This window comes from Corynebacterium sp. KPL2825 (assembly GCF_037908445.1).
GTDB classification, from domain to species: Bacteria; Actinomycetota; Actinomycetes; order Mycobacteriales; family Mycobacteriaceae; genus Corynebacterium; species Corynebacterium kefirresidentii.
On the sequence record NZ_JBBMGI010000001.1, the window covers coordinates 93,256 to 119,741 of the forward strand.

Annotated in this window: 28 protein-coding genes; 12 read left to right on the forward strand and 16 right to left on the reverse strand. The window is 62.5% G+C overall.

Annotated elements, in window-relative coordinates; translation table 11 throughout:
* Positions 1-3 precede the first annotated feature (3 nt).
* Positions 4-1,524 carry an IMP dehydrogenase gene (guaB, locus tag WMQ00_RS00525; RefSeq protein ID WP_200288244.1) on the forward strand — a complete coding sequence of 507 codons (1,521 nt, stop codon included), beginning with the start codon at positions 4-6 and terminating at the stop codon, positions 1,522-1,524.
* 7 nt (positions 1,525-1,531) lie between these two features.
* Positions 1,532-2,695 (forward strand): GuaB3 family IMP dehydrogenase-related protein, encoded by a 1,164-nt coding sequence (locus WMQ00_RS00530; RefSeq protein ID WP_239205805.1) that lies wholly within the window; start codon positions 1,532-1,534, stop codon positions 2,693-2,695.
* Positions 2,696-2,798: 103 nt separating this feature from the next.
* Here the strand turns inward: WMQ00_RS00530 and WMQ00_RS00535 are convergent, their stop codons facing one another.
* A complete protein-coding gene (locus WMQ00_RS00535; RefSeq protein WP_023020632.1) occupies positions 2,799-3,170 on the reverse strand; it encodes a hypothetical protein in 372 nt (123 codons plus the stop codon).
* 33 nt (positions 3,171-3,203) lie between these two features.
* Between WMQ00_RS00535 and guaA the strand changes: the two genes are divergently transcribed.
* On the forward strand, positions 3,204-4,778 hold the full coding sequence (gene guaA / locus WMQ00_RS00540; protein WP_023020633.1) for a glutamine-hydrolyzing GMP synthase: 1,575 nt from the start codon (positions 3,204-3,206) through the stop codon (positions 4,776-4,778).
* A 65-nt stretch (positions 4,779-4,843) separates the two neighbouring features.
* On the opposite strand, the gene WMQ00_RS00545 is transcribed toward guaA, so the two are convergent.
* Both WMQ00_RS00545 and WMQ00_RS00550 read right to left on the reverse strand, forming a co-directional pair.
* A complete protein-coding gene (locus tag WMQ00_RS00545; RefSeq protein WP_200288240.1) occupies positions 4,844-5,881 on the reverse strand; it encodes an HNH endonuclease signature motif containing protein in 1,038 nt (345 codons plus the stop codon).
* 137 nt (positions 5,882-6,018) lie between these two features.
* A complete protein-coding gene (locus tag WMQ00_RS00550) occupies positions 6,019-6,438 on the reverse strand; it encodes a hypothetical protein (protein WP_200288239.1) in 420 nt (139 codons plus the stop codon).
* A gap of 130 nt (positions 6,439-6,568) precedes the next feature.
* On the opposite strand from WMQ00_RS00550, the gene WMQ00_RS00555 reads away from it, so the two are divergent.
* Both WMQ00_RS00555 and WMQ00_RS00560 read left to right on the forward strand, forming a co-directional pair.
* On the forward strand, positions 6,569-7,165 hold the full coding sequence (locus WMQ00_RS00555) for a hypothetical protein (RefSeq protein ID WP_340440597.1): 597 nt from the start codon (positions 6,569-6,571) through the stop codon (positions 7,163-7,165).
* Positions 7,162-8,685: a Y-family DNA polymerase gene (locus WMQ00_RS00560; protein WP_200288238.1), complete on the forward strand. Its 1,524-nt coding sequence runs from the start codon at positions 7,162-7,164 to the stop codon at positions 8,683-8,685. Before WMQ00_RS00555 ends, WMQ00_RS00560 begins: the two co-directional genes overlap by 4 nt.
* On the opposite strand, the gene WMQ00_RS00565 is transcribed toward WMQ00_RS00560, so the two are convergent.
* The gene (locus WMQ00_RS00565) at positions 8,682-9,239 is read right to left on the reverse strand and encodes an AMIN-like domain-containing (lipo)protein (RefSeq protein ID WP_248099799.1); all 558 of its coding nucleotides are present in this window, start codon (positions 9,237-9,239) and stop codon (positions 8,682-8,684) included. The two genes, WMQ00_RS00560 and WMQ00_RS00565, sit on opposite strands and share 4 nt — an antisense overlap.
* Positions 9,240-9,348: 109 nt before the next feature.
* Here WMQ00_RS00565 and WMQ00_RS00570 point away from each other — a divergent pair, with 109 nt between their 5' ends.
* Positions 9,349-10,209, forward strand: a complete 861-nt coding sequence (locus WMQ00_RS00570; protein ID WP_200288236.1) for a sucrase ferredoxin — start codon at positions 9,349-9,351, stop codon at positions 10,207-10,209.
* A 21-nt stretch (positions 10,210-10,230) separates the two neighbouring features.
* On the opposite strand, the gene WMQ00_RS00575 is transcribed toward WMQ00_RS00570, so the two are convergent.
* The 3 genes from WMQ00_RS00575 to WMQ00_RS00585 all read right to left on the reverse strand — a co-directional run bounded on the left by WMQ00_RS00575 (position 10,231) and on the right by WMQ00_RS00585 (position 12,873).
* Complete coding sequence (locus WMQ00_RS00575; protein ID WP_023020640.1) at positions 10,231-10,911, reverse strand: methionine ABC transporter permease; 681 nt, start codon at positions 10,909-10,911, stop codon at positions 10,231-10,233.
* Positions 10,908-11,945: a methionine ABC transporter ATP-binding protein gene (locus tag WMQ00_RS00580; RefSeq protein WP_023020641.1), complete on the reverse strand. Its 1,038-nt coding sequence runs from the start codon at positions 11,943-11,945 to the stop codon at positions 10,908-10,910. The genes WMQ00_RS00575 and WMQ00_RS00580 overlap by 4 nt, the downstream gene beginning before the upstream one ends.
* Positions 11,946-12,015: 70 nt before the next feature.
* A complete protein-coding gene (locus tag WMQ00_RS00585) occupies positions 12,016-12,873 on the reverse strand; it encodes a MetQ/NlpA family ABC transporter substrate-binding protein (protein ID WP_023020642.1) in 858 nt (285 codons plus the stop codon).
* A 137-nt stretch (positions 12,874-13,010) separates the two neighbouring features.
* Here WMQ00_RS00585 and WMQ00_RS00590 point away from each other — a divergent pair, with 137 nt between their 5' ends.
* Positions 13,011-16,130, forward strand: coding sequence for an error-prone DNA polymerase (locus tag WMQ00_RS00590; protein ID WP_049383600.1), 3,120 nt, complete (start codon positions 13,011-13,013; stop codon positions 16,128-16,130).
* Here the strand turns inward: WMQ00_RS00590 and WMQ00_RS00595 are convergent.
* Genes WMQ00_RS00595 through WMQ00_RS00610 form a run of 4 tightly spaced genes read right to left on the reverse strand, consistent with a single transcriptional unit; the run spans position 16,127 to position 17,689 of the window.
* Positions 16,127-16,624: a hypothetical protein gene (locus tag WMQ00_RS00595; protein WP_239208242.1), complete on the reverse strand. Its 498-nt coding sequence runs from the start codon at positions 16,622-16,624 to the stop codon at positions 16,127-16,129. The genes WMQ00_RS00590 and WMQ00_RS00595 overlap by 4 nt on opposite strands.
* Positions 16,624-16,887 carry a helix-turn-helix transcriptional regulator gene (locus WMQ00_RS00600; RefSeq protein WP_023020645.1) on the reverse strand — a complete coding sequence of 88 codons (264 nt, stop codon included), beginning with the start codon at positions 16,885-16,887 and terminating at the stop codon, positions 16,624-16,626. Before WMQ00_RS00600 ends, WMQ00_RS00595 begins: the two co-directional genes overlap by 1 nt.
* A 42-nt stretch (positions 16,888-16,929) precedes the next feature.
* Positions 16,930-17,148 carry a helix-turn-helix domain-containing protein gene (locus WMQ00_RS00605; protein WP_259824959.1) on the reverse strand — a complete coding sequence of 73 codons (219 nt, stop codon included), beginning with the start codon at positions 17,146-17,148 and terminating at the stop codon, positions 16,930-16,932.
* Positions 17,141-17,689 (reverse strand): hypothetical protein, encoded by a 549-nt coding sequence (locus tag WMQ00_RS00610; RefSeq protein ID WP_248099798.1) that lies wholly within the window; start codon positions 17,687-17,689, stop codon positions 17,141-17,143. The genes WMQ00_RS00605 and WMQ00_RS00610 overlap by 8 nt, the downstream gene beginning before the upstream one ends.
* Before the next feature lie 111 nt (positions 17,690-17,800).
* On the opposite strand from WMQ00_RS00610, the gene WMQ00_RS00615 reads away from it, so the two are divergent.
* On the forward strand, positions 17,801-18,262 hold the full coding sequence (locus WMQ00_RS00615) for a PH domain-containing protein (RefSeq protein WP_239208244.1): 462 nt from the start codon (positions 17,801-17,803) through the stop codon (positions 18,260-18,262).
* The gene (locus tag WMQ00_RS00620) at positions 18,259-19,584 is read left to right on the forward strand and encodes a PH domain-containing protein (protein ID WP_248099797.1); all 1,326 of its coding nucleotides are present in this window, start codon (positions 18,259-18,261) and stop codon (positions 19,582-19,584) included. The genes WMQ00_RS00615 and WMQ00_RS00620 overlap by 4 nt, the downstream gene beginning before the upstream one ends.
* Here the strand turns inward: WMQ00_RS00620 and WMQ00_RS00625 are convergent.
* Positions 19,568-20,038 (reverse strand): tRNA (cytidine(34)-2'-O)-methyltransferase, encoded by a 471-nt coding sequence (locus WMQ00_RS00625; protein WP_049383604.1) that lies wholly within the window; start codon positions 20,036-20,038, stop codon positions 19,568-19,570. The two genes, WMQ00_RS00620 and WMQ00_RS00625, sit on opposite strands and share 17 nt — an antisense overlap.
* 23 nt (positions 20,039-20,061) lie before the next feature.
* Between WMQ00_RS00625 and WMQ00_RS00630 the strand changes: the two genes are divergently transcribed.
* The 3 genes from WMQ00_RS00630 (at position 20,062) to WMQ00_RS00640 (ending at position 22,327) form a co-directional block, all read left to right on the forward strand.
* Entirely contained in the window at positions 20,062-20,910 is an 849-nt protein-coding gene (locus WMQ00_RS00630) for a bifunctional methylenetetrahydrofolate dehydrogenase/methenyltetrahydrofolate cyclohydrolase (protein ID WP_023020649.1), read from the forward strand.
* Entirely contained in the window at positions 20,907-21,221 is a 315-nt protein-coding gene (locus WMQ00_RS00635) for a DUF3017 domain-containing protein (RefSeq protein ID WP_239208246.1), read from the forward strand. Before WMQ00_RS00630 ends, WMQ00_RS00635 begins: the two co-directional genes overlap by 4 nt.
* Positions 21,222-21,346: 125 nt before the next feature.
* Positions 21,347-22,327: an HNH endonuclease signature motif containing protein gene (locus tag WMQ00_RS00640; RefSeq protein WP_049383605.1), complete on the forward strand. Its 981-nt coding sequence runs from the start codon at positions 21,347-21,349 to the stop codon at positions 22,325-22,327.
* An 81-nt stretch (positions 22,328-22,408) separates the two neighbouring features.
* Here WMQ00_RS00640 and metX read toward each other — a convergent pair whose 3' ends face one another.
* The 4 genes from metX to pdxR all read right to left on the reverse strand — a co-directional run bounded on the left by metX (position 22,409) and on the right by pdxR (position 26,467).
* Entirely contained in the window at positions 22,409-23,527 is a 1,119-nt protein-coding gene (metX, locus tag WMQ00_RS00645; RefSeq protein ID WP_049383606.1) for a homoserine O-acetyltransferase MetX, read from the reverse strand.
* On the reverse strand, positions 23,524-24,840 hold the full coding sequence (locus WMQ00_RS00650) for an O-acetylhomoserine/O-acetylserine sulfhydrylase (RefSeq protein WP_049383607.1): 1,317 nt from the start codon (positions 24,838-24,840) through the stop codon (positions 23,524-23,526). The genes metX and WMQ00_RS00650 overlap by 4 nt, the downstream gene beginning before the upstream one ends.
* Positions 24,841-24,963: 123 nt before the next feature.
* Positions 24,964-25,125, reverse strand: coding sequence for a hypothetical protein (locus WMQ00_RS00655; RefSeq protein ID WP_023020654.1), 162 nt, complete (start codon positions 25,123-25,125; stop codon positions 24,964-24,966).
* 37 nt (positions 25,126-25,162) lie between these two features.
* Positions 25,163-26,467 (reverse strand): MocR-like pyridoxine biosynthesis transcription factor PdxR, encoded by a 1,305-nt coding sequence (pdxR, locus tag WMQ00_RS00660; protein WP_317001246.1) that lies wholly within the window; start codon positions 26,465-26,467, stop codon positions 25,163-25,165.
* Positions 26,468-26,486: the final 19 nt, after the last annotated feature.

The following is a 26,486-nucleotide window of genomic DNA, read 5'->3' on the forward strand; positions in this document are numbered from 1 at the left end:
TCGATGAGCGAGAACCGTATTCATACTGGTGGAGATGACCCGAACAAGGTAGCCCTGCGCGGCCTGACCTTTGACGATGTGCTTCTGTTGCCCGCCGAATCCAATATCGTGCCCTCCGAGGTCGATACCGGCGCGCAGTTTACCCGCAATATTCGCCTCGGCGTCCCGCTTGCCTCGGCCGCCATGGATACCGTGACTGAGGCCCGCATGGCCATTGCCATGGCGCGCCAGGGCGGCATCGGCGTGCTGCACCGCAACCTGTCTACCGAGGACCAGGCCGAGCAGGTAGAAATAGTCAAGCGCTCCGAGTCCGGCATGGTCACCGACCCCATCACTGCCCGCCCGGATATGACCATTGGGGAGGTAGACGCGCTGTGCGCCCGCTTCCGTATCTCCGGCCTGCCGGTGGTAGATGAGGACGGCACTTTAGTCGGTATTTGCACCAACCGCGATATGCGCTTCGAGCCTGACTTTGATCGCAAGGTCAGCGAGGTTATGACGGCCATGCCGCTCGTCGTAGCGCGCGAGGGCGTATCCAAGGAGGAAGCCCTCGAGCTGTTGTCGGCCAATAAGGTGGAAAAGCTGCCCATCGTCGATGCGGATAATAAGCTCACCGGCCTGATTACCGTCAAGGACTTTGTAAAGTCCGAGCAGTACCCTAACGCGTCGAAGGACTCGGCCGGCCGCCTGTTGGTTGCGGCCGGCATCGGTACCGGCGAGGAGTCCTACCAGCGCGCCGCCGCGCTTGTCGACGCCGGCGTGGACGCCCTCGTCGTCGATTCCGCCCATGCCCACAACAACCGCGTGTTGGAAATGGTTTCCCGCGTCCAAAAGGACTTTGGCTCCAAGGTCGATGTCATCGGCGGTAACCTTGCCACCCGTGAGGCCGCCCAGGCAATGATTGATGCCGGCGCGGATGCCATCAAGGTCGGCATTGGCCCGGGCTCCATTTGCACCACCCGCGTCGTCGCTGGCGTGGGAGCGCCGCAGATTACGGCCCTGATGGAAGCCGCCGCGGTAGCTGGCCCGGCCGGTGTACCGGTGATCGGCGATGGCGGCATGCAGTACTCCGGCGACGTCGCCAAGGCCCTAGCGGCCGGCGCCGATACCGTCATGCTGGGTTCCATGTTTGCCGGCACCACCGAGGCACCCGGTGACATCGTGGTCTACCAGGGCAAGCAGTACAAGCGCTACCGCGGCATGGGCTCCATGGGCGCCATGCAGGGCCGTGGACTTTCCGGCGAAAAGCGCTCCTATTCCAAGGATCGCTACTTCCAGGCCGATGTCCGCAGCGAAGACAAGCTGGTTCCGGAAGGCGTCGAGGGTCGAGTGCCTTTCCGCGGCGATATCGATGCCATTGTGCACCAGATCGTCGGCGGTTTGCGCGCATCAATGGGCTATACCGGCTCCGCCACCCTGGCTGAGCTAAAGACCAAGCGCTTCGTTCAAATCACCGCCGCGGGCCTGAAGGAATCTCACCCGCACCACCTGCAGCAAATCGCAGAAGCACCAAACTACCGCTAGGAATATCATGCGTGAATACGCCGAAATTGGCATCGGCCGCGAGGCCCGCCGCACCTTTGATCTAGAGCAACTATCCATCGTGCCGCAACGCCGTACCCGCTCCTCCAAGGACGTGGATACCACCTGGCACATCGATGCCTATACCTTCGACATCCCTTTCGTGTCCCACCCCACCGATGCGCTCGCCACGCCCGAGTTCATCATCGAGATGGGCAAGCAAGGTGGCCTGGGCGTCATTAATGCTGAGGGTTTGTGGGGCCGCCACGAGGACCTCGAGGGCGCTCTAGCTCGCATTTACTCGCAGCCGGGCGATAACTCCATCATTCAGGAGCTACACGCTGCCCCGCTTGACGACGCCCTCCTTACCGAACGCATCTCCCAAGTCCGTGACTCCGGTGTCACCGTTGCTGTGCGCGTTTCTCCGCAAAATGCTCGTGAGATGGCCCCGAAGGTCATCGCGGCCGGCGCTGAGTTGCTGTTTATTCAGGGCACCCTGGTCTCGGCCGAACACGTGGCTACCGGGGGCGAGCCGCTGAACCTCAAGGAGTTCATCGGATCGCTGGATGTGCCGGTCATCGCGGGCGGAGTTACCGACTACACCACCGCGCTGCACCTGATGCGCACTGGCGCGGCCGGCGTTATCGTAGGCGCTGGTGTGACGACCAACGCCGAGACCGTTGGTATCGACTCGGCCATGGCCACTGCGATTGCCGACGCCGCCGCAGCCCGCCGCGATTACCTCGACGAGACTGGCGGCCGCTACGTGCACATCATCGCCGATACCGAGTTTGAAAACTCCGGCAATATTGCCAAGGCTTTTGCTTGTGGCGCCGACAGTGTCGCTCTCGGCCCACTGCTTGCTCAGGCCCGCGAGGCCGGAGGTAAAGGCTGGTACTGGCCCGCCACGGCCGGTCACCCGCGTTTCCCCCGCGGCTTCGTTCAGTTCTCCGGAGCTGATGCCGACTTGGATGTTGATTTCCTCACCGCCGGTACCCCGGCCGAAGCTGCAGAAGAGTCTGCCGCTCCTTCGCTTGAAACGGTGTTGCACGGTCCCTCCAGCGAGCCCTTCGGCCGCACCAACTTGGTCGGCGCGCTACGCCGTTCCATGGCAAAGTGCGGCTACACCGACCTGAAGTCCTTTCAGAAGGTTGAGCTCGCCGTCCGCCACTAATCGGCAATCTCGAACGCGGCTGTGCTTTCTTGGCGCAGCCGCGTTTTGTCTTCAAGCTTTCTTTTCCTCTGGAGAGGTAGAGCGTGGCGGAGAAGGAGAGTGGTTAGGAAACCAACTGCCAACCGCCTTCCCTCCTCCATGTGGTCTCGCGCGACATCGGCCGCCATTGCCCTGCATCGTGGACTGGGCACACGCGTGCTCCCGCAGGATTGAGTTCTACAACCTTCTTTTCCTCTTTCGCGCGCAGCACTACCGAATTATGCGCTACTTCTGGGTATCCCATGCGCTCTGCCTGCTGAGTGCCGCATAAGGGAGCCCACTCGTCCCACTTGCTTCCAAAGACTTCTGCGGCTGGGAGTGTTACCCGTTGTGGACCTTGTTCATCCAGCGCAGACGTCACCTCGGCCGTAGTTGGGGTAGCGTCACAACCGCATAACAATAGCCCGGTGGTGAGCACAATAGCCAAGCGCTTCATAAGCTATCAGTTTAGTGGGTTAGACTATGGGGCGTGACTAAGCCAAACACTACCCCGCGCCCCGTCCTCGTTGTGGACTTTGGCGCTCAGTACGCGCAGCTTATTGCCCGTCGCGTGCGCGAGGCCAAGATTTACTCCGAGGTTGTCCCTCACTCCGCGTCTGTGGAGGAAATCAAAGCTAAAGATCCCGCCGCGCTTATCCTGTCGGGTGGCCCGTCCTCCGTCTATGCTGACGGTGCCCCGGCCCTGAAGCCGGAGCTGCTTGAGCTCGGCATTCCTGTCTTCGGCATCTGCTATGGCTTCCAGGCCATGAACCACGCTCTTGGTGGCACTGTGTCGTCGACTGGCGAGCGTGAGTACGGCCGCACCGATATGAACGTTAAGGGCGGCGTACTGCACGCTGGCCTGGAGACTACCCATAAGGTATGGATGTCCCACGGTGATGCCGTATCTGCCGCTCCCGAGGGCTTTGAAGTTACGGCCACTTCGGCCGGTGCCCCGGTTGCAGCGATGGAGTGCCTGGAAAAGAAGATGGCCGGTGTGCAGTACCACCCTGAGGTGCAGCACTCGCCGCACGGCCAAGAGGTACTTACCCGCTTCCTGACCGAGATTGCCGGCCTAGAGCAGAACTGGACGGCCGATAATATCGCCGAGCAGCTCATCGCGGACGTTCGCGCTCAGGTGGGCGAGGACGGCCGCGCCATCTGTGGCCTATCCGGCGGTGTGGATTCCGCTGTAGCGGCGGCACTGGTGCAACGTGCCATCGGTGATCGCCTCACCTGTGTCTTCGTCGACCACGGCTTGCTGCGTGCTGGCGAGCGGGAGCAGGTGGAAAAGGACTTTGTCGCCTCCACCGGCGCGAAGCTGGTGACTGCGGATGAGCGCAGTGCCTTCTTGGAGAAGTTGGCCGGCGTTGACGACCCAGAAGCAAAGCGCAAGGCCATCGGCGCGGAGTTTATCCGTGCCTTTGAGCGTGCGGTTGCGGGCGTGCTTGACGACGCCCCTGCAGGCTCCACCGTCGACTACCTCGTCCAAGGCACGCTGTACCCGGACGTGGTCGAGTCTGGCGGCGGCGACGGCACGGCGAATATTAAGTCTCACCACAATGTTGGCGGTTTGCCAGATGACGTGGAGTTCGAGCTGGTTGAGCCGCTGCGTCTGCTGTTTAAAGACGAGGTACGCGCCGTCGGCCGCGAGCTGGGATTGCCGGAAGAAATCGTTAACCGCCAGCCATTCCCAGGCCCAGGTTTGGGTATCCGCATTATCGGTGAGGTAACCGAGGAACGCTTGGAGACGCTGCGTGAGGCGGACCTCATTGCCCGCACCGAGCTGACCAATGCCGGCTTGGATGACCAGATTTGGCAGTGCCCGGTCGTGCTGCTGGCCGACGTCCGTTCCGTTGGTGTGCAAGGTGATGGCCGCACCTATGGCCACCCGATCGTGCTACGCCCAGTGTCCTCGGAGGACGCCATGACTGCGGACTGGACCCGCTTGCCATACGAGGTACTGGAGAAAATTTCTACCCGCATCACCAATGAGGTGAAGGACGTCAACCGCGTGGTCTTGGACTGCACTTCCAAGCCACCGGGAACCATCGAGTGGGAGTAAAACGGCATGCGTAGAAGGCGCTCAGGCTATCTCTGAGCGCCTTTTCGCGCGTTTGAGGAGCGTGTTTACTCGCGCGGGGTAAACGGTGGACGCCACACAATGCGCCCGCCCACCCGCTCGAGGCGGCCGCGCCGGGGCGGAGCGTTGGGGTCATCATCGTTGACGCCGTTATGGTAGGCGCAGCACATGACCAGGTTTTTCATATTCGTCTCCCCACCGTTACTCCACGCCTTGAGGTGGTGGACCTGGGAGAGATCGGCCGGTTGGTTGCAGCCCGGCCAGACGCAGCGTGGGTTTTCTGCAGCGGCCATGATGCGCTGTTTGTCATTGGCCACGCGCGCCGTGCGGTAGAGGTTGACCGGCCCTTCTTCGGGGTGCACGAGCGTGACGTAGCCGGTTTCTCTATCGCCAGAAAAGCCGACGTCGTTGAGTACGCGCCGCAGATATTCGGTGCCGGTAATGGTGGCGCCATTGGTCAGGTCGAGCTCGATATCGTCGCCGTGGCCGTCGCGGATGCGAATGAATTTGTCTAATGGCACGATGGCATTGGTTATCACCTCTGCCCGCGCGGCCGCTGCCTGGTCAAAGAAAATTTTTTCTACCGCCTCGAGCGATTGCTTCCCGGTCGCGGCCAGCGCGGCGTTGAGATCCGCGATGAAACTAGAGGTTCCGGTGATGGCAAGCGTCCAGTAGTTATTGGGGCGTCGGTAAGTGCGCACACCTGGAGTAACGGTGTTGTCTTTCATCTCGCGCAGGCGCCGGCGGGCGTGCTTGAGAATATGGCTCATCGCGCCGGTCATTGCGCAGCACTCCGCGCGTAGCTCCCAGGCCTGTTTCTTGCTCGGGGCGCGGTTAACAATGCGCTCTAGGGCGGTGAGTGTGGCGATAGAATGGGTGTTGCGACGGGCGTCGGCAATAGCACGGCGCTGTAGCCGGGTAAATTTGGTGCGGCCAAAGTAGCTCTCACACAAAAGAAGCAGATCGGCCGCGATGGCATCGGGCGCGCCGTAGTCCATAAGCTCGGACCCAGACATGCCCTGGCACCCGGCGATGATGTCCATGCCGGGGCCTAAGGCAATGAGGTAGGTCTCGAGTGCGTTCATGCCTGCAACGCTACGACGCGCACCTACACCGGCGCACGGCCGGCGCAACCGCTGCGGCCAGTTGTGTGGATAACCCGGCCTACATACCCGAGGCGGGGCGGAAAAGCTGTGGATAACCCCGAAAAGTGTCGTATAGATTAGGCAAACGCGAGCCGTCGCGTGCCATCCACGTGGGGGAAGACGAGAAAGCTCAGGCTAAAAACCACCAGCCATACCAGGCCGGCGCCCCACGCGGGTAGGGCCACGATGGGGGCGAGCATCACCATAAGCCACAGAATCATCAGCGGCACGAGCTGTGCGATGCTAGGAACCAGAGTGACATTGCGCTTGGTGGCATAATCGCGCATCGCGTGGCGGTAGGGGTGGGCAAAGACGAGAACGAAAGCCGCCACGAGGCACACGAGCGCCCCGATTAGTGCAGCAAAAATATGTGCGCGGCTGGCCAAAAGCGCCACGGCCGCACCGATGAGGATGGACGAACCCAAACGCACCCATGGCGGAGTGGGAATGGGGGTGGTGTGCTCGCGCATGGCACCGTAGGCAGCGTTGAAGTTCATGCCGCTAAGGCTACCATTCGAACATACACTTGCATGTGTCCGGGTGAGGGTTCATACTATTCGGGTGAATCAAACGAGCGTTCGCCTAGAAAAAGCGGTGGCCGGACTAAGTAGGTCGGACCGTGTGGCGATGCTGCGTACTCGCATGCGCGCTATGGAGCGTGGCCCGGAAGAGGAGCTGGTAGATACGCTTCCCGGCCTGGCACGTCTGCTTCCTGTGGGCGGCTTGGCGCGCCGGCACGTGGTGCACTGTGCTAGCTGTCCAGCGCTTGTGGTGGATCTTATCTGTCATCTCACCGCCCGCGGCGGGTATGTAGGTGTGGTGGGGTGGCCAGATTTACTACTCGCACAAGTGGCCGAGGAAGGTGTTATCGAACGCGTGGTAACCGTCCCAGATCCGGGCGTGGATTCCTGGATGGTGACAGGGGTATTGGCGGAAGGACTGGACCTAGTCATCCACCATGGGCCGCCCGGTGAGGTGAGCCCTACTAAGGCCCGGCCGGTACTGGCGAAGGTGCGCGGCGGGCGTGCGGCGGTGCTGACGGTGGGCACGCGCTTGCCCGGCACGGCGGTGGAGATAGGGGCGCAGGTGAGTGCCTATCGGGGCGTCGGCAAGGGCAGTGGGCGCATTCGCGGCGTGGACATGGACGTGGAGGTTACCTCGAAACAAGCGACCTCGCACGGGGTGCTCACGGTGGGCCAGCGGCGCCGGTTGGAGGCCGTATGAGGGTAGCGGCCGTGTGGTTTCCGGATTGGCCCATCCAGGCCGTCGGCGGGCAGGGCCCTATGGTCATTGCGCGCAATCACGCGGTTGCGGTATGCGATAGGACGGCGCGCCGGGCGGGGGTGCGGCGTGGGATGCGCCTGCGTCAAGCCCAAGCGCTGTGCCCCGAGGCGACGGTGGTGGAGGCCAATCCGGATCGGGATGGTGCGGCGTTTGCGGAGGTGGCGGCTGGTTTGGATGCGGTGGCGTCCTCGGTGGAGGTGCTGCGCCCCGGCCTGGCCATTGTGGACGCGGGCGCAGCGCTGCGCTACCACGGGGAGAAAGCATTAGAGATGCTTGTCGACGCCTCTTCGTACGCCGGCTTCGATTCCACCCTCGGCGTCGCCGATGAGATTGCTACGGCCGTTATCGCGGCCCGGCACCGTGGCATGGGCGCGGTGGTGCCAGAGGGCGGCTCGCGAGAGTTTTTGGCCACCCAGCCCATAGGAGTGCTCGCCGCCGATGAGGCCTTGGGCTTTGATGCTGGGTTTGTTGCGCAGCTCGATAAGTTGGGTGTGCGGCGCCTGGGTGACTTAGCGGCGCTGCCGTTTAAGCAGGTAGCCACCCGTTTCGGTGAGACCGGGCGTCGCGCGCACGAGTTGGCCCAAGCCCGTGCGGATAGGCGCGTAGCTCCAGAAATGGCGCGCCCAGACCTGGCCGTGGAAATGGAAGAGCGCATCGAGCGCGTGGACGCGGCGGCCTTCGCGGCCCGTCAGCTAGCGTCCCGGCTGCATGCCCGCTTGGAAGAGGCCGGCAAGGTCTGCCTGCGGCTGCGCGTGGTAGCGGAGTTTGGCACCGGCGAGGAGCTGGCGCGGGTATGGCGCACGCAGGAAGCGCTGACGGAGCAGGCCACCGCGGACCGCGTGCGCTGGCAGCTCGATGGCTGGCTCTCGCGTGCCACTGGTGGGGGCGCGGCCATCCGCCGCCTCGCACTGGAGCCGGTAGAGGTTGCCACCCCGTCCGCCACCGGGCTCTGGGGCGGAGAGGGATCTCAGGAGCAGGTCAAACGTGTGATCGCTCGCGTGCAATCGCAGCTGGGGGTTGACCGCGTGCTGCAGCCGCGGGCGGTGGGCGGCCGTGGGGTGGCCGAGCGCATCGAGTACGTGCCCTATGGCGAGCAGCGCGACGCACCGCCACAAGGCGAGTGGCCCGGCCGTATTCCGGCACCCCTGCCTGCGCGGCTGGGCGGTGGGCCTAATCATCCGGCCGCGCGCATCCGGCTTATCGACGCCGCTCGTCGCGAAGTATTCGTCACCGCCGAGGCTCTCCTTTCGGGGGCGCCGGTGGCATTGAGCTGGGGAGCTCATCGCTTCCGCGTACTGGGCTGGGCCGGTCCCTGGCCGGTGGATACGCAGTGGTGGACTAGTAACCCGCAGCACGTAGCGCGCCTGCAGGTGGTGGGCCAAGCCGACCACGAAGAGCACCAGCGGGCCTGGCTTGTGGTATGGTCCGGCGGGCGCTGGCGGGTGGAGGCGACCTATTAATCGCGAATATCGACTACGAGGCGGGTGGGGTTATCGAGCACCTGCACGGAATAGGGCTTGCGCGAGGTCATGCCGATGACGAATTGGCAGCGGCCCTCGTAGGTACCGCCATTGACCACCTGGGTGACGACTCCCTCTACGGGGGCATCCACCACGCCGATGTGGGGATCGTCCTTCCCCGCCTCGAAGGGGTAGACCACGCCGTCGATATTGACATTGAGTGCGGTCTCGCCGGAGTGGTCAATAGTCTTGCCAGAACCCTGCTGCGTGGGCGTGTCGGCATAGTCTACGAACCAGCCGGGAGAGCCGCTGCCGTCGAGTTCAAAGACAACGCGTTCAAAACCCTCGTGCTGGCCGATGCGCACGTTGGTCACCGTGAGCTCGGAGGGGGCCTGCGGCCGGAGGGTTTTCATTTCCATATTGGCCTGGCCTAGTGGATTGAGCCGGGAGTTATCCGCAGATGCAGCCATGGTGGTGCGGTCCGTCTCTTGGGCGGCGCAGCCGCTGAGGGAAGCAGCGACGAGAAGCGTTGCGACGAGACGGACTTTCAACATGCCCCTAGGTTATAGTTTCGGCCGTGAACTGTATAGCCGAGGGGGTATTTCGTGGCCGAATTGTGGCCAAGGGTGTGAGCTGAAATGCAGAAAGGTTAGGCTTAGGTATATGACCGAGTTCTGTTCAGATATCCAGGTAGAGCCGCTGCCAGGCACGGCCAAGAAGGAATCCGTCTATGTGCTTTTTGAGTGGCCGGGCGGATGGTCGCGAGACGTGCTCGATGGCGATACCTTTGGGCCGGATCTCACGGCGCAGCTTAAGGCCAAACTGAAGGGGGTGGCGGGGCTGCAGCTTATCCGTCGGCCGGGCCGCGACGGCCGCCAGGTAGGCAAGATGCACCGCTGTTACCTGGTGTGGGCCGAGCAGGGAGTGATGGAACTCGTGCTGCTGACAGGGCCAGAGAAAATCCTTGATCTGGATCTGACAGGGCCTGGACGCAATGGAGGCGGCGCAGTGGAAACACCGCTGGTTTTGGTGTGTACGCACGCGAAGCGCGATACCTGCTGTGCGGTCAAGGGGCGGCCGTTGGCCGCGGAGCTGGTGGAGGATTACCCGGATATGGTCTGGGAGACCTCGCACACGAAGGGACACCGGTTCGCGCCATCGGTCATGCTCATGCCGTGGGGCTATTCCTTTGGACGAATGAATAAAGAAGCCGCCGCGCAGATGATTGCGGCGGCGGCGCGGGGAAAGTATTTTTACCCGGTAAATCGCGGGCGCGGTATTTTCGGCCCGCGCGGCCAGGTGGCGGAATTGGCGGTGGCCCGAGCGCTTATCGACGCCGGCGAGGAGCTCTCCTACGGCCAGCTCACCGCCACTGATAGCGGCGAGGTCAGCCACATTGACGGCCGGCGCTGGCGCGTGACGCTCGAGGAGCGCGAGGTAGAAGGTGTGGTTTCCTCGTGTGGTGACGCCCCGAAGACGGGCCAAGCCATCGTAGCGACCGGCGTGGAGCCGGTCGCGGGGTAGGGCGGCGTCGGCAAGCGGGGGCTAGCGGCGCATGACCTTGGAGGAGAGCCAGTTACCGAAGAACTGGGCGGCCTGCACCAGCACGATGATGATGAGCGTGGCCACGACGGTGACCTCCCATTCGAAGGCGCGGTAACCGTAGACGATTGCAAAGTCACCCAAGCCGCCGCCGCCGACGTAGCCGGCCATAGCGGACATGTCCACGATGGCGATAAATAGGAAGGTGTAGCCCAAAATCAGTGGGCCGAGGGCCTCTGGGACGATAACGGAGGTAATGATCTTCCACGGCGAGGCACCCATGGAGCGGGCGGCCTCGATAACGCCGGGGTCGATGGACACGAGGTTTTGTTCCACCACGCGGGCCACGGAGAAGGTCGCGGCGATGACCATGACGAAGGTGGCCGGTCCGCGGCCGATGGACCCGCCCATCACTATGACGGTCAGTGGCTGGGCAAAAGCCAGCAAAATGATGAACGGGATGGGGCGGACGAAGTTAACCAGCAGGTTGACAATGAAATAGACGAACCGGTTTTGCAGGATGCCGCCCGTGCGGGTGGTATAGAGCAGCATGCCTAGGCCAAGGCCGAGGATGCCGGAAACGATGAGGGTAGTCGAGACCATGATGAGGGTATCGACGATGGCATCGGCCAGTGAAGGGCCGAGGCGGTCCCAGTTGGCTTGGGCGAGGGTGGTGACGGTCATCGTGCAATCTCCTCAATCTGGGTGGTGGTAGAAAGCGTGCGGTAGAACTCTTCGATGGCGTTATTGTCGCCGCTGAGCCGTACGGTCAGCTTGCCAAAGGAATGCTGCTGCAGCGTGGTGATGCCGCCGTGGACGACGGCGATGGATACGCCGGCTTCCTTAAGGCGGGCGGCGGCGGTGAAAAAGCCGGATTCCTCGGTGAGGTTGATGGTAAATAGGCGGCCTTCGTGCGCGAGCAGGTCGTCGGTTTCAACGACGTCGGGCTCGTTGCGCAGCGAGGTGGCTACGAACTTGGCGGCCACGGAGGTCTGTGGGTTGGAGAAGACCTCGTAGACGCTGCCTTGTTCCACGACGCGGCCGTTTTCCATCACGGCGACCTTATCGGCGATGGAGCGTACGACTTCCATCTCGTGGGTAATAACCACGATGGTGATGCCAAATTCCTTGTTTACCTGACGCAGTAGGTCGAGGACTTCCTGCGTGGTGGTGGGGTCGAGGGCGGAAGTTGCTTCGTCGGCAAGCAGCAGCGAAGGGTTGGTGGCCAGCGCACGGGCAATGCCGACGCGCTGCTTCTGGCCGCCGGAAAGCTGCTCTGGGTAGCTCTTGCCCTTGTCTCCTAGGCCGACGAAATCCAGCAGCTCTTGCACGCGCTTGGCGCGCTCCTGCTTGCCGACGCCCTGCAGCTGCAGCGGGTATTCAATATTGCCGGCAGCGGTGCGCGAGTTCATCAGGTTGAACTGTTGGAAAATCATGCCGATATTGCGGCGAATGCCGCGCAGCTTCTTCTCGGACATGCCAACGATATTGGTGTCATCAAGCAGCAGCTCTCCCGCAGACGGGGTGTCCAAGCCGTTGATCATGCGTACAAGGGTGGACTTGCCGGCGCCGGAGTAGCCAATGATGCCGACGATTTCGCCGGGCTCAATGGTCATAGAGACATGGTCGAGTGCCTTAACTCGCGCCTTTTTCTGTTTAAAGATCTTGGTGATCTCGCGGAACTCGATGCGGGTGCCGCGTTGAGTGGAATCTGCCACGTGTTTGCGTCCTTAGTTAGGAAAGTGCCAAACCCCGCCGGGGGTTCCGGCGGGGTAAAAGCAAGGGTGATTAGTCCAGATCTGCTTCGAGCTTATCTAGGATCTTCTGCAGATCCTCCTGGCTGCGCTCCACCTCGACGGAGGTGCCGGCGGAGTCTTCATCGACGCCCTCCTGGACGGCGTCGGAGTGCCATAGCTCGGCAAGCTTCTTGATGTCTTCGTTATCGGCGTCCTCCTCGCGAACGGCGAAGACATTGATGTACGGTTCTGCTTCTTCAGAATTCGGATCGTCTTGGAAGATGGCGGTCTTCGGATCGATGCCGGCGCGCTCCAGGAAGGAGTTATTGATAATCGCCGGGGTGCCCTCGCCGTGCGCGGACGTGGTCTGCGCGGCGTCTACCGGGGTGACCTTGACCTTGGACTTCTTTTCATCAATATCCAGCGGGGTGGGCTCCAAGTTGTCCTTGTCCTTCAGGGTAAGAAGGCCGGCCTGGACTAGCACGTTAATGGCGCGGGCCTGGTTGGTGGAGTCATTCGGGATGGCGACCTCTTCGCCCTCGATGCCGTCGAGGGAGTCGTGGTCCTTCCAAAACAGTGCTAGCGGCACGATTTCGGTGGCCACGATAGGCACCAGGTTGGTGTCATTGCCGTGGTTGTACTCCGCCAAGAACTTCAGGTGCTGGAAGTTATTGGTATCCAACTCGCCTTGATCCAGAGCCTGGTTCGGGGTGTTGTAGTCCGCGAATGGCTGGATATCAATGTCATAGCCAGCGTTTTTCGCTTCCTGCTCGAATGCTACCCACGCCTTCTTGGCGTCGTCGGTGGTGCCCACCTTGATGGACTTGGAATCATCGGAGGAGCAGGCCACCAAGCTGGTGGAAGCGATAGTTACAGCGGCGGCAGCAGCCACTACGCGACGGATCTGCATGGGGGTTCCCCTTCTTGTAGGAGTTGAAATAATTTGTCTGTTTAGCAACTTAGCAATCAGCGAACCGCTTTGTCTATTGTCGGCATCACGTCTTACGGGGTTGTATAGAACAATGATTCGATATTACGCTGTGCGGGGTGGAATTTAATGGCGGAAAAGCACTGTCGTGGTCGCGGGTGGAGCGCATTCTCTCTGGCCGCGAATCTGCCGCGCCCGTGCCGGTTAATCACCTTCATGGGCCAGCCGATTCTGCTCAGCGCGGCCATTCTGCCGTCCCCTTTGCGGAGTTGCACGCGGTAAGTTCGTATAGCTTTCTCGACGGCGCTGCTGAGCCGGAAGAGCTGGTTGGCCGGGCTGTGGAGCTGGGGCTCGAGGGGCTGGCAATCGTGGACCGCGATGGCTTTTATGGGCTCATGAAATTCGCTGAAGCCGCTGCTAAAGCGAATCTTCCGGCCGTATATGGCGCGGAACTATCGCTCGCGGAAGCGCCGGTGACCGTGTTGGCGCGCACCCCGGAAGGCTATCGCCGTTTATCGCGCCTTATTGCACACGCGCGGATGGAAGCTGGGGAGAAGGATCGGGTGGATTATCCGCCACTAGATGAGGTGGCGCGCGAGTTGGAAGGGGAGTGCTTCTTTCTGGTGGGGCCGGAAGCGTTAGCAGAAATCGATAACCTGCTCGAAAGAATAAAAATAGACAGCATAGTTCTCGAATATTCGTGCAGCATGTCCCCTGAGGATGCGGATCGGCACCGGTTCCTCGATAAATACAATAACCTGCGGGCCATCGCAACCGCACGGCCCGCGGCCGCGACTCGTGATCAGGCTCGGCTCGCCGCCGCCAAGCGCGCCTTGGCTCGCCGCGAATCCCTCGCGGCCGCTGCGCCGCACGCCCACCCCATGGGCGCCGGCTGGCTACGATCCGGCGAGCAGATGGCACAACTTTTACCTGACCGGCCGGAGCTTATTGCGGAAACTGTGCGTCTGGCTCGCGAGTGTTCCTTTACCTGGGATGCGCTTGCCCCGAACCTGCCGCACTTTCCCGTTCCGGAGGGGCATACCGAGATGAGCTGGCTGGAGCATGAGGTCTGGCGCCGTGCCAAGGAGCGTTATGCCTCGCGGCCGGCCGAGATTAAGCAGGCGGCGAAGAAGCAGATTAGGCATGAGCTGGGCGTCATCAAGCAACTGGGCTTTCCCGGCTACTTCCTAATTGTGTGCGACCTGGTGGATTTTTGTCGCCAGGAAAATATTTTGTGCCAGGGCCGCGGCTCGGCCGCTAACTCTGCGGTGTGTTTCGCACTGGGTATTACCAACGCCGAGCCCATCTCCGCGCAGCTGCTTTTTGAGCGCTTCCTTTCCCCGGACCGCGATGGCCCGCCCGATATTGATATCGATATCGAATCCGGCCGCCGCGAGGAGGTAATCCAGTATGTCTATCGCACCCACGGCCGGGAACGAGCCGCGCAGGTGGCCAATGTCATTACTTATCGCCGCAAGGGGGCTACCCGCGATGCCGCCCGCGCGCTAGGCTACCCGCAGGGATCGGCCGATGCGTGGTCGAAGGGTACCTCCGAACCGCCTGCTGAGGTCTCATCTTTGGCCGAGCAATTCCTCGGCCAGCCCCGCCACCTAGGAATCCACTCCGGCGGCATGGTGCTGTGTGACCGACCCATTGCGGACGTCGTCCCCATGGAATGGGCCCGCATGGAAAACCGCTCCGTGCTGCAATGGGATAAGGACGATTGTGCGGCCGCCGGCCTAGTGAAATTCGACCTGCTCGGCCTTGGCATGTTGGAGGCGCTGCACCACATGATTGACGCCGTGCGCGCCACCACCGGCCGCGAGGTGCATCTGTGGGAACTCGACCTCGCCGAGCCGGAAGTCTATGACATGCTCTGCCGCGCCGATGCGGTGGGCGTCTTCCAGGTGGAATCCCGCGCGCAGCTAGCCACGCTGCCGCGCTTGAAGCCGCGCCGTTTCTTTGACCTAGTGGTCGAAGTCGCGCTTATTCGGCCCGGCCCCATCCAAGGCGGATCCGTGCACCCTTACTTGCGCCGCCGCGATGGCCTAGAAGAGGTGACCTATGACCACCCCGTCTTGGAAAAATCCCTAGGCAAGACGCTGGGCATCCCCCTTTTCCAAGAACAGCTGATGCAGATTGCCGTAGACGCGGCAGGTTTTTCCGGCGCCGAGGCCGATGACCTGCGCCGCGCCATGGGGTCGAAGCGCTCGCCGGCGAAGATGGCCGCGCTGCGCAGCCGCTTTTTTAACGGCCTGCGCGAGACTAACGGCATCGAGGGCGAGGTGGCGGATAAGCTCTGGGCCAAAATCGTGGCCTTTGCTGCCTATGGTTTCCCCGAATCGCACTCGCAGTCCTTTGCCTCACTGGTGTATTTCTCCGCGTGGTTTAAGTACCACTACCCGGCGGAATTCTGCGTGGGCCTGCTGCGCGCGCAGCCGATGGGCTTTTATTCCCCGCAGTCGCTCATCCAAGATGCCCGGCGCCACGGCGTGCGGGTGCTGCCGGTGAGTATCAATGATTCTGGTGCGCAGGCCCGCGCAACGGGGTCGGGCGAGATTCGGCTGGGCCTCAACCTCATTAAGGGGTTGGGGGAGTCCGCCGCCGAGCGCGTGGAGGCGGCCGCGCCTTTTGCTAGCGTGTCCGATCTTTCGCGCTGGGCGGATCTCAGCGTGGAGCAGGTGGAAGCGCTGGCCACGGCTGGGGCATTGGAGTGTCTGGGGTTGGATCGTCGTCAAGCGTTGTGGCAGGCCGGAGTTGCCGCCACCGAGCGCGAGGGAATGCTGCCTGGCACTTCCGCGCTGGCTGCACCGCACCTGCCTGGCATGTCCGCCTTCGAGCTTATGGCTACCGACGTCGCTTCCACCGGCGTGACCCATAGCCAGCAACCGATGGAGCTGGTGCGTGCCTCGCTTGCCGACGTCCTGCCTGCTTCCCAACTTCCCCATGTTCCCGATGGCACCCGCGTGCGCATCGCCGGCATTATTACCCACCGCCAGCGCCCGCGTACTGCGTCTGGCTTGACCTTTTTGGGCGTGGAGGATGAAACCGGCCTGATGAACGTGATGGTTTCGCCCGGATTGTGGTCGCGGCATAAGGTTGTGGCCCGCACCGCCCGTGCAATGATCATTCGCGGCATCGTACAAAACGCCACCGGCGCGGTCAGCGTGGTCGCGGATAAGCTCGAGCCGCTGGACTTTGGCGAATTCCTCTCCCGCGGCTCCCGCGATTTCCGCTAGTTTCCTCCGCTGCGCAGCTCGTCTGCGTTGAGCTTATTGGCCAATTCCTTGGCTACCGCAAAAGGGATCCACAGCAGTTGGGTATAGATGAGCTTGGCAAAGAAGATGGCGATACTCGCCCCCGAGGTCGCCTCCTCCACTGCGGTTTCCTCCGCTCCGAGGAAGCGTAGGCCGAATGCGGTGGCAACGGCGACGAGGAAGAGCACTGTGGAAGTAACCACTGCGGTCTTGAGTCCTTGGTCGCGGGCGTCGGTATGCAGGCGCAGTTCGTACTCATCCATCTCCGTGGTAGGCACGTCGAGGTGACGGATGGACTGGCGCAGCCATGTGGTGCAGGTAGTCGCCGCGATGCCGGCAATCGGCCATAGCAAGTTAGACAAGCTGAGCGCGATGAAGTGCAGGGCTGCCGTCACGATGGCCAGGCCGAGGAAAATGTCGCCGGCCAGGACAAGGCGCTTGCGGCGGGAAACGGAGGCGGGGATTGGGCTAGCCATTAGGAATTCTTCCTATAGATTTCAGTGGACATGGGGGAAAATTCCTGGCGGGAAAAAATAGCCTCCACGGGGAGGTCAAAGACCTCGCAGACGCGGAAGGCTAGGTCCAGGCTGGGGGAGTGATCCCCGCGCTCAAGCGCGCCGACGGTTTGGGGGTTGACGTCGATGGCCTCGGCCAGCTGCGCGCGCGACATGTCCCGCTCGGCGCGCAGTACACGTACCCGGTTATAAATGGGTGCGGAGGGCTTCTTCTTTGGGGACATAAGTCAAAGTATTGCATAAACCCAACATCCTGGCAAGGGTTGCTACTCGACGCTGAAGATATCCCCTGGCTGGCAGTCCAGTGCCGTGCACAGCGCTGCCAGGGTGCTAAAGCGTACGGCTTTGGCGCGATTATTCTTTAGAACGGAGAGGTTAACTGGGGTGATGCCCACTTCTTTAGCGAGCGCCGCGCCGGTAATGTCGCGCTCTTGCATAATCCGGTCGAGGTGGCAGATTACTTGGGGTTCTTGTGCCTCAGACAAGGCCTTCGACCTCCTCTTCCAGCGTGCAGCCGCGCTTGATAGCGGCCGAGAAGAGCTGCAAGGTGCAGACGAAGAGGTAGGGAAGCGCAAGCTCGCCAAGCGACGTTCCATCCTGGCTGGCCCACCAGTCGATTCCAAGCTGTGAGGAAGCCCAGTTATTTCCTAGGCCTTCGAGCACGAACCGTCCGATAAACCAGACGAGGATGCCAATGGTCATTCCGTTTAGGGGGCGGATATTTTTCGTATTAAAAACCTGTCCGCGAAGCATCGGCTTGACCAAGTGATAGGCAAAGAACGCGATAATTAGGATGGCCGCAATCTTGACGACGAGCGCCGCGCTAAGTAGCCACAATGGTCCACCGTCGAGGTTGTGTTTGCTTAGACCTTCCGGAACGGCCGCGCTCAGGGCGGTGGAAAACCTTCCGGTGGCAAGGTCGCGCAGGTAAGTCGGGCCGAGGATGATGATCGTAAGGAGGGCGAGACCGGCTGCCGCATTAATTTCGCGGCGCTCGGCCTTGGAGGTGGGCTGTGGGGTGGTCATGACAATCCTTTCTGTCGATAACTTATCGACTTTCGATGTTGTCGTAATTCGATAATATCGAGTAACGATAAGTTGCGCAAGGGGTGGGCCCGATTGATACTGTCAATAACTATGAGCGAAGAAATGAATCCCGTCTCGCCGCGCCTTGTGACCTCGCGCTATATCCACCACCTGAGCTGGATGTTTCTGCTCGCCGCGGCCGCCGCTGCGGCAGGCTTCTGGTGGACCCCGTGGTTCTACTGGGCGGCCGGCATCTTCGTCGGTCTTTTCTTCTGGCTGCTCTGGCTCATTCCCGCTCAAGTGCGCAATATGGGCTGGCTCGAGACCGACGATGAGTTACTTATCACTCGCGGCAAGCTCTGGCATTCCTTCACCGTGGTGCCCTACGGCCGCATCCAGTTCGTCGACGTGACCTCCGGGCCCATCGACCGCGCCCTTGGCCTGAAAAAGCTGCAGCTCCACACGGCCTCTGCCAGCACGGATGCCACCATCAAAGGCTTGGAAGCCCCGCTTGCCGACGCCCTCCGCACCCGCCTTGCCCACCAAGCCCGCGAACGGATGAGCGGCCTATGAGCCCCCAGCCGAACTTCCGTCGCGTCCACCGCCTCACCCCGCTGCTGCGTCTGTGGTCGGTCATCCTGGCCCTCATCGCAGCTTTCGCCCTCAACGTCAACATGGAGGCCCTGCGCGATATCTTCGCCTTTATTACCGGCGAACACCGCGGCGAGGCCTTGCGTGATACCGCCCTCGCCCTCGCTGGTTTCATCGCGGTCTGCGCGGTGGTGTGGCTCGCCTCCGGCCTATGGTGGCGCCGCATGGGCTATCAGCTCGGCGCGGAAGAGCTTTCCCTGCGCCGCGGCCTCTTATCTGTCCAATTGCGCACCGCGCGCTATGACCGCACCCAGGCCGTTGACGTCGTGGAACCCGTCATCGCCCGCCTCTTTCGTCTCGCGGCCGTGCGGGTGGAAACCGCGGGCGGCCAATCTTCTGTCATCGAAATCGCCTACCTCAAAAAGTCCGACGCTGAGGCCCTACGCGATGACATCCTCGCCCGCGTTCACGGCGCTCCCACCTCCCAAACCGAGGCGCCGGCCGAGGAATCGGCTGAAGAACCGGCCGAGGAACCAGCTCTCGTGCCCGAGATCCCCATCGCCCGCTCCCTGATTGCGGCCGCGTTGCGCACGTCCACGCTTTTCCTCGTCGGCTTCCTTATCCTCGTTGTGGTTACGCGGCTGCCGCTCTCGGCCGCGCTGCCCATCCTCGTCGGCGCGCTGCCCAACGCCTGGAACGTGCTCGATTCTTCCTGGCGTTATACCGCCCGCACCGACGGCGAGGTACTCAATATCACCTACGGCCTGGCCGATCGCCGCCGCCAAAGCATTCGCCTCGACCGCATCCACGCCGTGCAGATCACCCAGCCCTTCCTCTGGCGGCCGCTGGGCTGGTACGAGGTACGGGTTTCGGTGGCGGGGTATGGGGCGTCGGCAAGCGGGAAGGCTTCTGGTTCCACCCGCATCCTGCCGGTGGGCACCCTCGCCCAAGCCCGGCAATTCCTGCCGGCCGACGCCGCACCTACCTACGCCTCGCCAACCCGCGCCAAGTGGGTTTCCCCGCTGGACTACCGCCAACAAACCGTGGCGCTTACCGGCGGCTACGTCATAGTGCGCAACGGCCGGCTCAATCGCCGCGTCAAGGCCATCCACACCTCCCATATCCAGGAGTTGACCTATCGCCGCGGACCGATTTCGCAGGCGCTCGGCCTAGCCACCGTCGGCCTCGACCTAGTCCAGGGGCCCGTGCGCATGGACGCGCGCAACCTCACGCTTGCCGACGCCACCGCACTCCTTACCCAGCTACGCTCCCGCCAACTGCCGGAGCTTAAACCGCCCCGTTAAATCCCAATTGGCGCCACGCCTCAAATACGGCCGTCGAGGCCGAATTCGACAAGTTCATTGAGCGCCTGGCCGGCACCATCGGAATGCGCACGTGGTCCGTTACGCGCGGATGATTGATGTGCTCCTCTGGCAGGCCGGTCGGCTCCGTGCCAAAGAGTAGGACATCGCCTTCTTGGTATTCGATATCCGTAAACCACTTATCCGTATGCGTGGTAAAAGCGAAGACGCGCGCGCCCGGCAGCGCATCCATGCAGGCCTGGAAGTCCTTGTGAATCTGCACATCGGCCAAATCGTGATAATCCAGACCGGCGCGCTTTAAGTGCTTATCGTCGAAATTGAAACCCAGCGGCTCAATCAGGTGCAGGCTCGCGCCCGTCACCGCGGCCGTGCGAATCGCGTTGCCCGTATTAGTAGGGATGACTGGGTTATCAAAGACAATGTGCAGCTGGCTCATGCCTTCAGTCTAGGATGGTGGCTATGAGCGCTACCAAACTAGATGGCACACTGTACCGCGACGAGATTTTTTCCGACCTTGCCCAGCGCGTGTCCGCGCTGAAGGAGAAGGGGATTACCCCTGGCCTGGCGACCGTCCTCGTAGGTGAGGATCCGGGCTCCCAATCCTATGTGAAGATGAAACATCGTGACTGTGAAAAGCTTGGCATCAACTCCATCCGCAAGGACCTGCCGGCCGATATCACCCAGGAAGAACTAGAAGCCGTCATCGATGAGCTCAACGCCGATGATGCCTGCACCGGCTACATCGTCCAGTTGCCGCTGCCTAAGCACCTGGATGAAAACGCCATCCTCGAGCGCATTGACCCCGCCAAGGATGCCGATGGCCTGCACCCAGTCAACCTGGGCAAGCTCGTGCTCAACGAGGAGGCGCCCTTGCCGTGCACCCCGAACGGCTGCCTGCATCTGCTGCGCCGCTTCGGCGTCGAGCTCAACGGCGCCAAGACCGTGGTCATCGGCCGTGGTGTTACCGTAGGCCGCCCCATCGGCCTGATGCTTACCCGCCGCAGCGAGAACTCCACCGTCACGCTGTGCCACACCGGCACCAAGGACTTGGCCGCTGAGACCCGCGAGGCCGATATCGTCATTGCCGCCGCCGGCCAGCCCCACATGCTCACCGCGGACATGATTAAGGAAGGCGCCGCGCTTCTCGACGTCGGAGTCTCCCGCGTCGACGGCAAGCTCACCGGCGACATTCACCCAGATTGCTGGGATAAGGCCGGGTTCGTCTCTCCGAACCCAGGTGGCGTCGGCCCGCTGACCCGTGCCTTCCTGGTACGCAATATCGTCGAACGCGCGGAAAAGTTGGCGTGAATCTAGATAATCCGCACGACGCCGAGCTCGCGCCCTCCCCACTGCCGCCTGCCGCGCAGTGGGCAGCAATTGGCATCTTCGTGGCCGGCGTGGTTATCTCCGGCGGCTATGCTGTCTTCGAATACTGGCGCCGGGCCACGTTCCTCCTCGGCCTGGCCCTGCTGTGGCTCACCGTGGTCCGACTGACGTGTGATTCCAGCCGCGTCGGCGTGCTGGCCGTACGCTCGCGCCGCTTTGACGCCTGCTTTACCGGCCTGCTCGGCGCCACGATGGCCTTTCTGGCCTTTTCTGTGGACGCGCTCGGTAGCTAGTTATCCACAGGTTTTTGTAGAGCCTTCACCTAACTCGGCCCGAAAGGGTGTGGTTCGGGCGGTTATCCACAGGCTCTGGGCCACCACCGCGCGCCGTTATGCACGGCCGGCTTAGGTTCGGTGCCATGATTTCGAACTACCTGGCTGCCGTGAACTCCCCGATGGTGCTCATCGAGGAGTGCGTTGGGCTGTCGGTAGAAGAGCTCGTCGATAAGGGCTTTAGTGATCGCGAGGCCGCCGAGTTTGCCCGCCTGGCCGATACTTACTTCGGCCGCACCGCCTTTGGTGCTAAACAGCGCGCCGCCCGCCGCACTTCGCTGCCGCTCGACGCGCTGAAAATTATCGAGCACTTCGCACAGAAGATGAAAACCCAGCGGGCGGCCTGGGCATTGCGCGAGGAACTATGTGCCCTGCGCCTTTCCACCAGCGAAATTGATAAGCACGCCCGTCGCCTAGTGCGCGAGGAGCGTACCACCAAGCGCTCCGAAGGCGTGCGCCTGACCCGCCGCCGCGATGACCTGTGGACCCTGACAATTACCGCCGAGTCCGAGTTGGTTGCAGAAATTAATAACCACGTCTCCACCGTCGCCGATGCTCGTCGCGTCTTTGCCGAGGGCGCCTCTACCTCCACAATCACCACCAATGTGGTGCTCAACCTGAATGAGATGGTGAAGGTCACCCACGGCGAGGACGTCACCTTGCAGCTGACCAACGGCGCCCAGATATCTGGTGCGGATCTTGTCCGCCGCGCGCTTGCCGACGTCGGCCTTATCACCCTCATTCACCCCGTCACCGGCCCCGTCAACCTTTATCAATCGCGGCGCTTGGCTACATGGAAGCAACGCCAAATGGCGATGGCAGAAAACCCGGTGTGCCCGTGGCCCGACTGCCACACGCCGGCGGATGAATGCCAAGTCCACCATCTCACCCCGTGGCTGCTGGGCGGCGATACGAATCCCGAAAACCTCACCATTGCGTGCAAGTATCACAATGCTGTGAACGACGATGACCCGAATGCACCGCCGCGTCGCGGCCGGCTCGAGCGTCGTCCTGGAGAAGGCATCGTGTGGCGCCCGCCTTGGGCGAAGCCACCCGACGATCGCTGAGCCGCTTCGTCCCTTCGCCGCCCCAGCGCAGCGCATAGTGCGCGCTGCCCGGCTTTGGCGATCCTTGCTGCCGCGAGCTTTTTAAATCGAGTACTCGGTGGGATCGCCTGCCGCTGCATCAATGCGCGGGTCCGGCTGGGAAAGTCTAAGGAAGTTGCGCAGTATGCGATCCATTTGGCGTGACTCGGTAAGGAAGGCGTCGTGGCCTACCGGGGAGACCACCTTGGCCATAGCCAATAGATTTCCCAGATTGCGCGAGATATGTTCTTGCTGGTGATACGGGTACAAGATGTCCGTGTCTACACCTACGACCATTGTAGGTACCTTAGATGATCCCAGCGCGCGGTTGAGCCCACCGCGGTCACGGCCGATATCGTGGCGGTTGAGCGCCTCGGTGAGAGTGACATAGGAGCCGGCATCGAAGCGGTCGGCCAGCTTGATGCCTTGATAATCCAGGTAGGAGTTAACGGCAAAGCGATTATCACGGCGGCGGTAAGGCCCGAGCGGGTTCTCGCCGGTCTGTGCCTGAACGCCGAAGCGCTCGTCAATCTCCTGTTCGCCGCGGTAGGTCAGGTGCGCAATGCGGCGCGCGGCCGCCAGCCCCTCGCGCGGGCGCTGGGCGGAAGCGTAATAATCGCCGCCGTGCCAGAACGAATCTTGCTCGATGGCCGCGATTTGCGCCGACTGGATGCCAATCTGCCAAGCAGAGGCGCGGGCCGAAACGGCAATGACGCAGGCTGCGTCGAGGAAATCGGGGTGCATCAGTGTCCACTCCAGCGTGCGCGCGCCACCCATTGAGCCGCCGATGACGGCATGCACGTGGGTGATGCCAAGTTCATGCAAAGCGGCACGCTCGGCCGCAACGAGGTCGCGCACGGAAAGCGCGGGAAAACGCGAACCCCAAGCACGGCCATCGTCTGGGTGCGGAGAAGCCGGGCCGGTAGAGCCTGCGCAGCCGCCCAGTGCATTGGTAGCGATAATGCACCACTTCGTCGTATCCAGCGCCTTGCCGGGGCCTACTAGGTCGGCCCACCACTCGGCCACATTCGAGTCCCCGGTTAGCGCGTGTTCGACCAGGATGACGTTATTGGCGCCATGGGGATCGCCGAGAAGGTGGCCGAAGCGGTGGTAGGCAATGTGGGCGTCGGCAAGCGTGGCGCCGGCTTCGGTGTGGAAATCGCCGATGCTAACTAGCTTCATACCAGCGCGTTAAAGCCCAGCTCGAGGTCCGCGATGATGTCATCGATGTACTCGATGCCCACGGACAGGCGGATAGTGGATTGAGTAATGCCGGCCGCTGCCAGCGCAGGTTCATCGGATTGCGAGTGCGTGGTGGTTGCCGGATGCACGGCCAGGGAGCGGGTATCGCCGATATTGGCGAGGTTGGAGTGGAGCTTGAGGGCGTCGATAAACGCCCAGGCTTCTTCGCGGCCGCCGTCGATGTCGAAGGAGAGCACGGAGCCGGTATAGGCATAGCCGAGCTTTTCCTTGGTGGCCTTATACGGCGAGGAGTCGAGGCCGGCGTAGTTGACCTTGGTGACCTTGGCGTGGCCTTCCAGGTACTCGGCGACGGCTTGGGCGTTGGCATTGTGCTTTTCGACGCGCAGCCCTACCGTCTCAATTCCATTCAGCGTCAGCCAGGCGTTGAAGGGGGAGATGGCGGCGCCGGTATCGCGCAGCAGGCCGGCGCGGGCCTTGAGCGCGAAGGCTGGGGCGCCGAGATCGGCGTACTTGAGTCCGTGGTAGGCCTCATCCGGGGTGACGAAATAGGGGAATACGGGCTCGCCGTTGCGGGTGACGGTCCAGTCGAAGGAGCCGCCGTCGATAATCGCGCCGCCGATGGCCGAACCATTGCCGGTGTAGAACTTGGTGGTGGAGACCACGACGATATCTGCGCCGAGGTCCAGCGGCCGGGCGAGGGCGGCGGTGGCGATGGTGTTATCCACGATGAGTGGGACCTGGTTATTGTGGGCGACCTCGGCGATGGCCGGGATATCGAGCACATCGGCCACGGGGTTGCCGAAGGTCTCGCCATAGAAGGTCTTGGTATTTGGCTGCACGGCGTCTTGCCAGGAGGCCGGGTCGTCCGGGTCCTCGACGAGGGTGACGTCGATGCCTAGGCGCTTGAGCGTGACGGTAAAGAGGGTGGAGGTGCCGCCGTAGAGGCGCGGGGAAGTCACGATGTGGTCGCCTGCCGAGGCGAGGTTCAAAATGGCTGCGGTTTCAGCGGCCTGGCCGGAGGCGAAAGCGACGGCGGCGACGCCGCCCTCGAGGGAAGCGAGGCGTTCTTCCAGTGCGTCCTGGGTGGGGTTGGTGAGGCGGGTGTAGATGGGGCCGGCGTCGGAAAGATTGAAGCGGTTGGCCGCGTGCTCGGCGTCGTTAAAAACGTAGGAGGTGGTCTGGTAAATCGGCACATTGCGGGCGTTGTGGTGCCCGTCGAGGTTTTGGCCTGCGTGTACAGAGCGGGTAGCGAAGGACCAGTTGGAATTGGAGTTATCGTATTTCGTCGTCATGTTTGGCAAGACTAGACCAAGCGGTATATATGGCGAACGAGTTTGTGGAAACGCGCTGGCAGACGCGAGAATAAAAATAGACCAAGCGGTCGGTGTGGCGCTTGGTCTGGTGGGGTGTCTTTCTTAGCTGCGGCGGTCGTGCTCCTCGAGCTGATTAGCAATGCGGCTAGTATTCGCGCGGGTGTCATTGCTATTGCGCACGAGCTTGACCACGAGGGCGATAATTCCAGCGAGGATAAGGACGAAAACGAGGATGAGAAGGAGCTCAATCGGACCTAAAGACATCTAGTACCTTTCGTTTATGATCGTTGGAATTAAGGTATCACTGCCGTAAAGCGGCCGCGACTGCAGAAAGGCTTTCGCGTAGCTCGGCATCGCTGAGGTGGCCGAAGCCGAGTACGACGCCGTCTTCAGCATCGGCGCCGCCCCAATAATCGCGCAGCGGGGTGAGTTTGATGCCGCGGGCGGCAGCGCGGGGGACAACGGCCGGATCGCACAGTAGGACTGCGTGGAGACCACCGTGGATGGGAAGGAGCTGGGTGCCATCGATGGAGCCAAGCGCTTCGGCCACTAGGTTGCGGCGGTGTTTATAGGTGCGGCGCATGCGGCCGGTGTGGCGTCGTAAAGCGCCGCTGGCAAGGTAGTGGGCGAGCGCGGCCTGGGGGATGGAGCCGACGGGTTGGCCGAAGATATCGCGCACGCGGTCCACGGCCGGGCGCAAGCGTGGCGGGAGGACGAGGTAACCGCAGGCAATCGAGGGGGAAATGACGGAAGAAAAGGTCCCGAGTAGCACGGTGTGTTCTGGGGCGAGTGCGGCCAGGGCAGGCAGCGGCTGGCCGACGTAGCGCAGCTCGGAGTCGAAGTCGTCCTCGATGAGGAGGGCATCGTGCGCGCGGGCCCATTCGACGAGCTCCGCGCGCCGGGCTGCAGGCAGGGAGCCGCCGTAGGGATATTGATGGCTGGGGGTGACGATGAGGGCGTCGAGGTTGGCGGTGGGAACGGTGACGCCGTCGGGGCCGGTGGGGATTTCCAGCAGCGTGTGGCCGAGAGCCTGGGGGACCCGGCGCAGGCTGGGGTAACCGGGTGATTCCACGCCCACCTGCAGCTGGCGGCCGAGGGCGCGCAGGAGTACCGAAAGGCCATCGCGGGCGCCGGCCGTGATGAGGACGCAGGTTGGGTCGACGTTAAGCCCGCGCATGTGGCGCAGGTGCGCGGCGACCTCGCGGGGGAGGTCTCCGGAGGGGTCGACGGCCGCAGCGCGCCACGCGGCCCTCCATTCAGGGGTGAGGATTCCCGCGGTGTCGGGCAGTCCGGGCGTCAGGGACACCAGCTCGGGCTCGGCGGCCGGTATGGGGGCCGGCTCCGGGCGCGGGGCGCGTGCGTGGGGGAGCAGCGGGTTGATGACGGTGCCGGAGCCAACCTCGGCCGTGAGGTATCCCTCGGCCGTGAGTTGCTCGTAGGCGGTGACTACGCTGCCTCGGGAAACGCCGAGCTGGGCGGCCAAGGTGCGGGTAGAGGGAACGCGCTCTCCGGGCAGGAGGACGCCGGCAGCAGCCTGGGCGCGGAGGGCTGCGGCGATTTGCACGGGTAGCGGCCGCGTATCGGAGGGATCGAGGCGGAGAGGCATTCCCTCATCATAAGTGGTC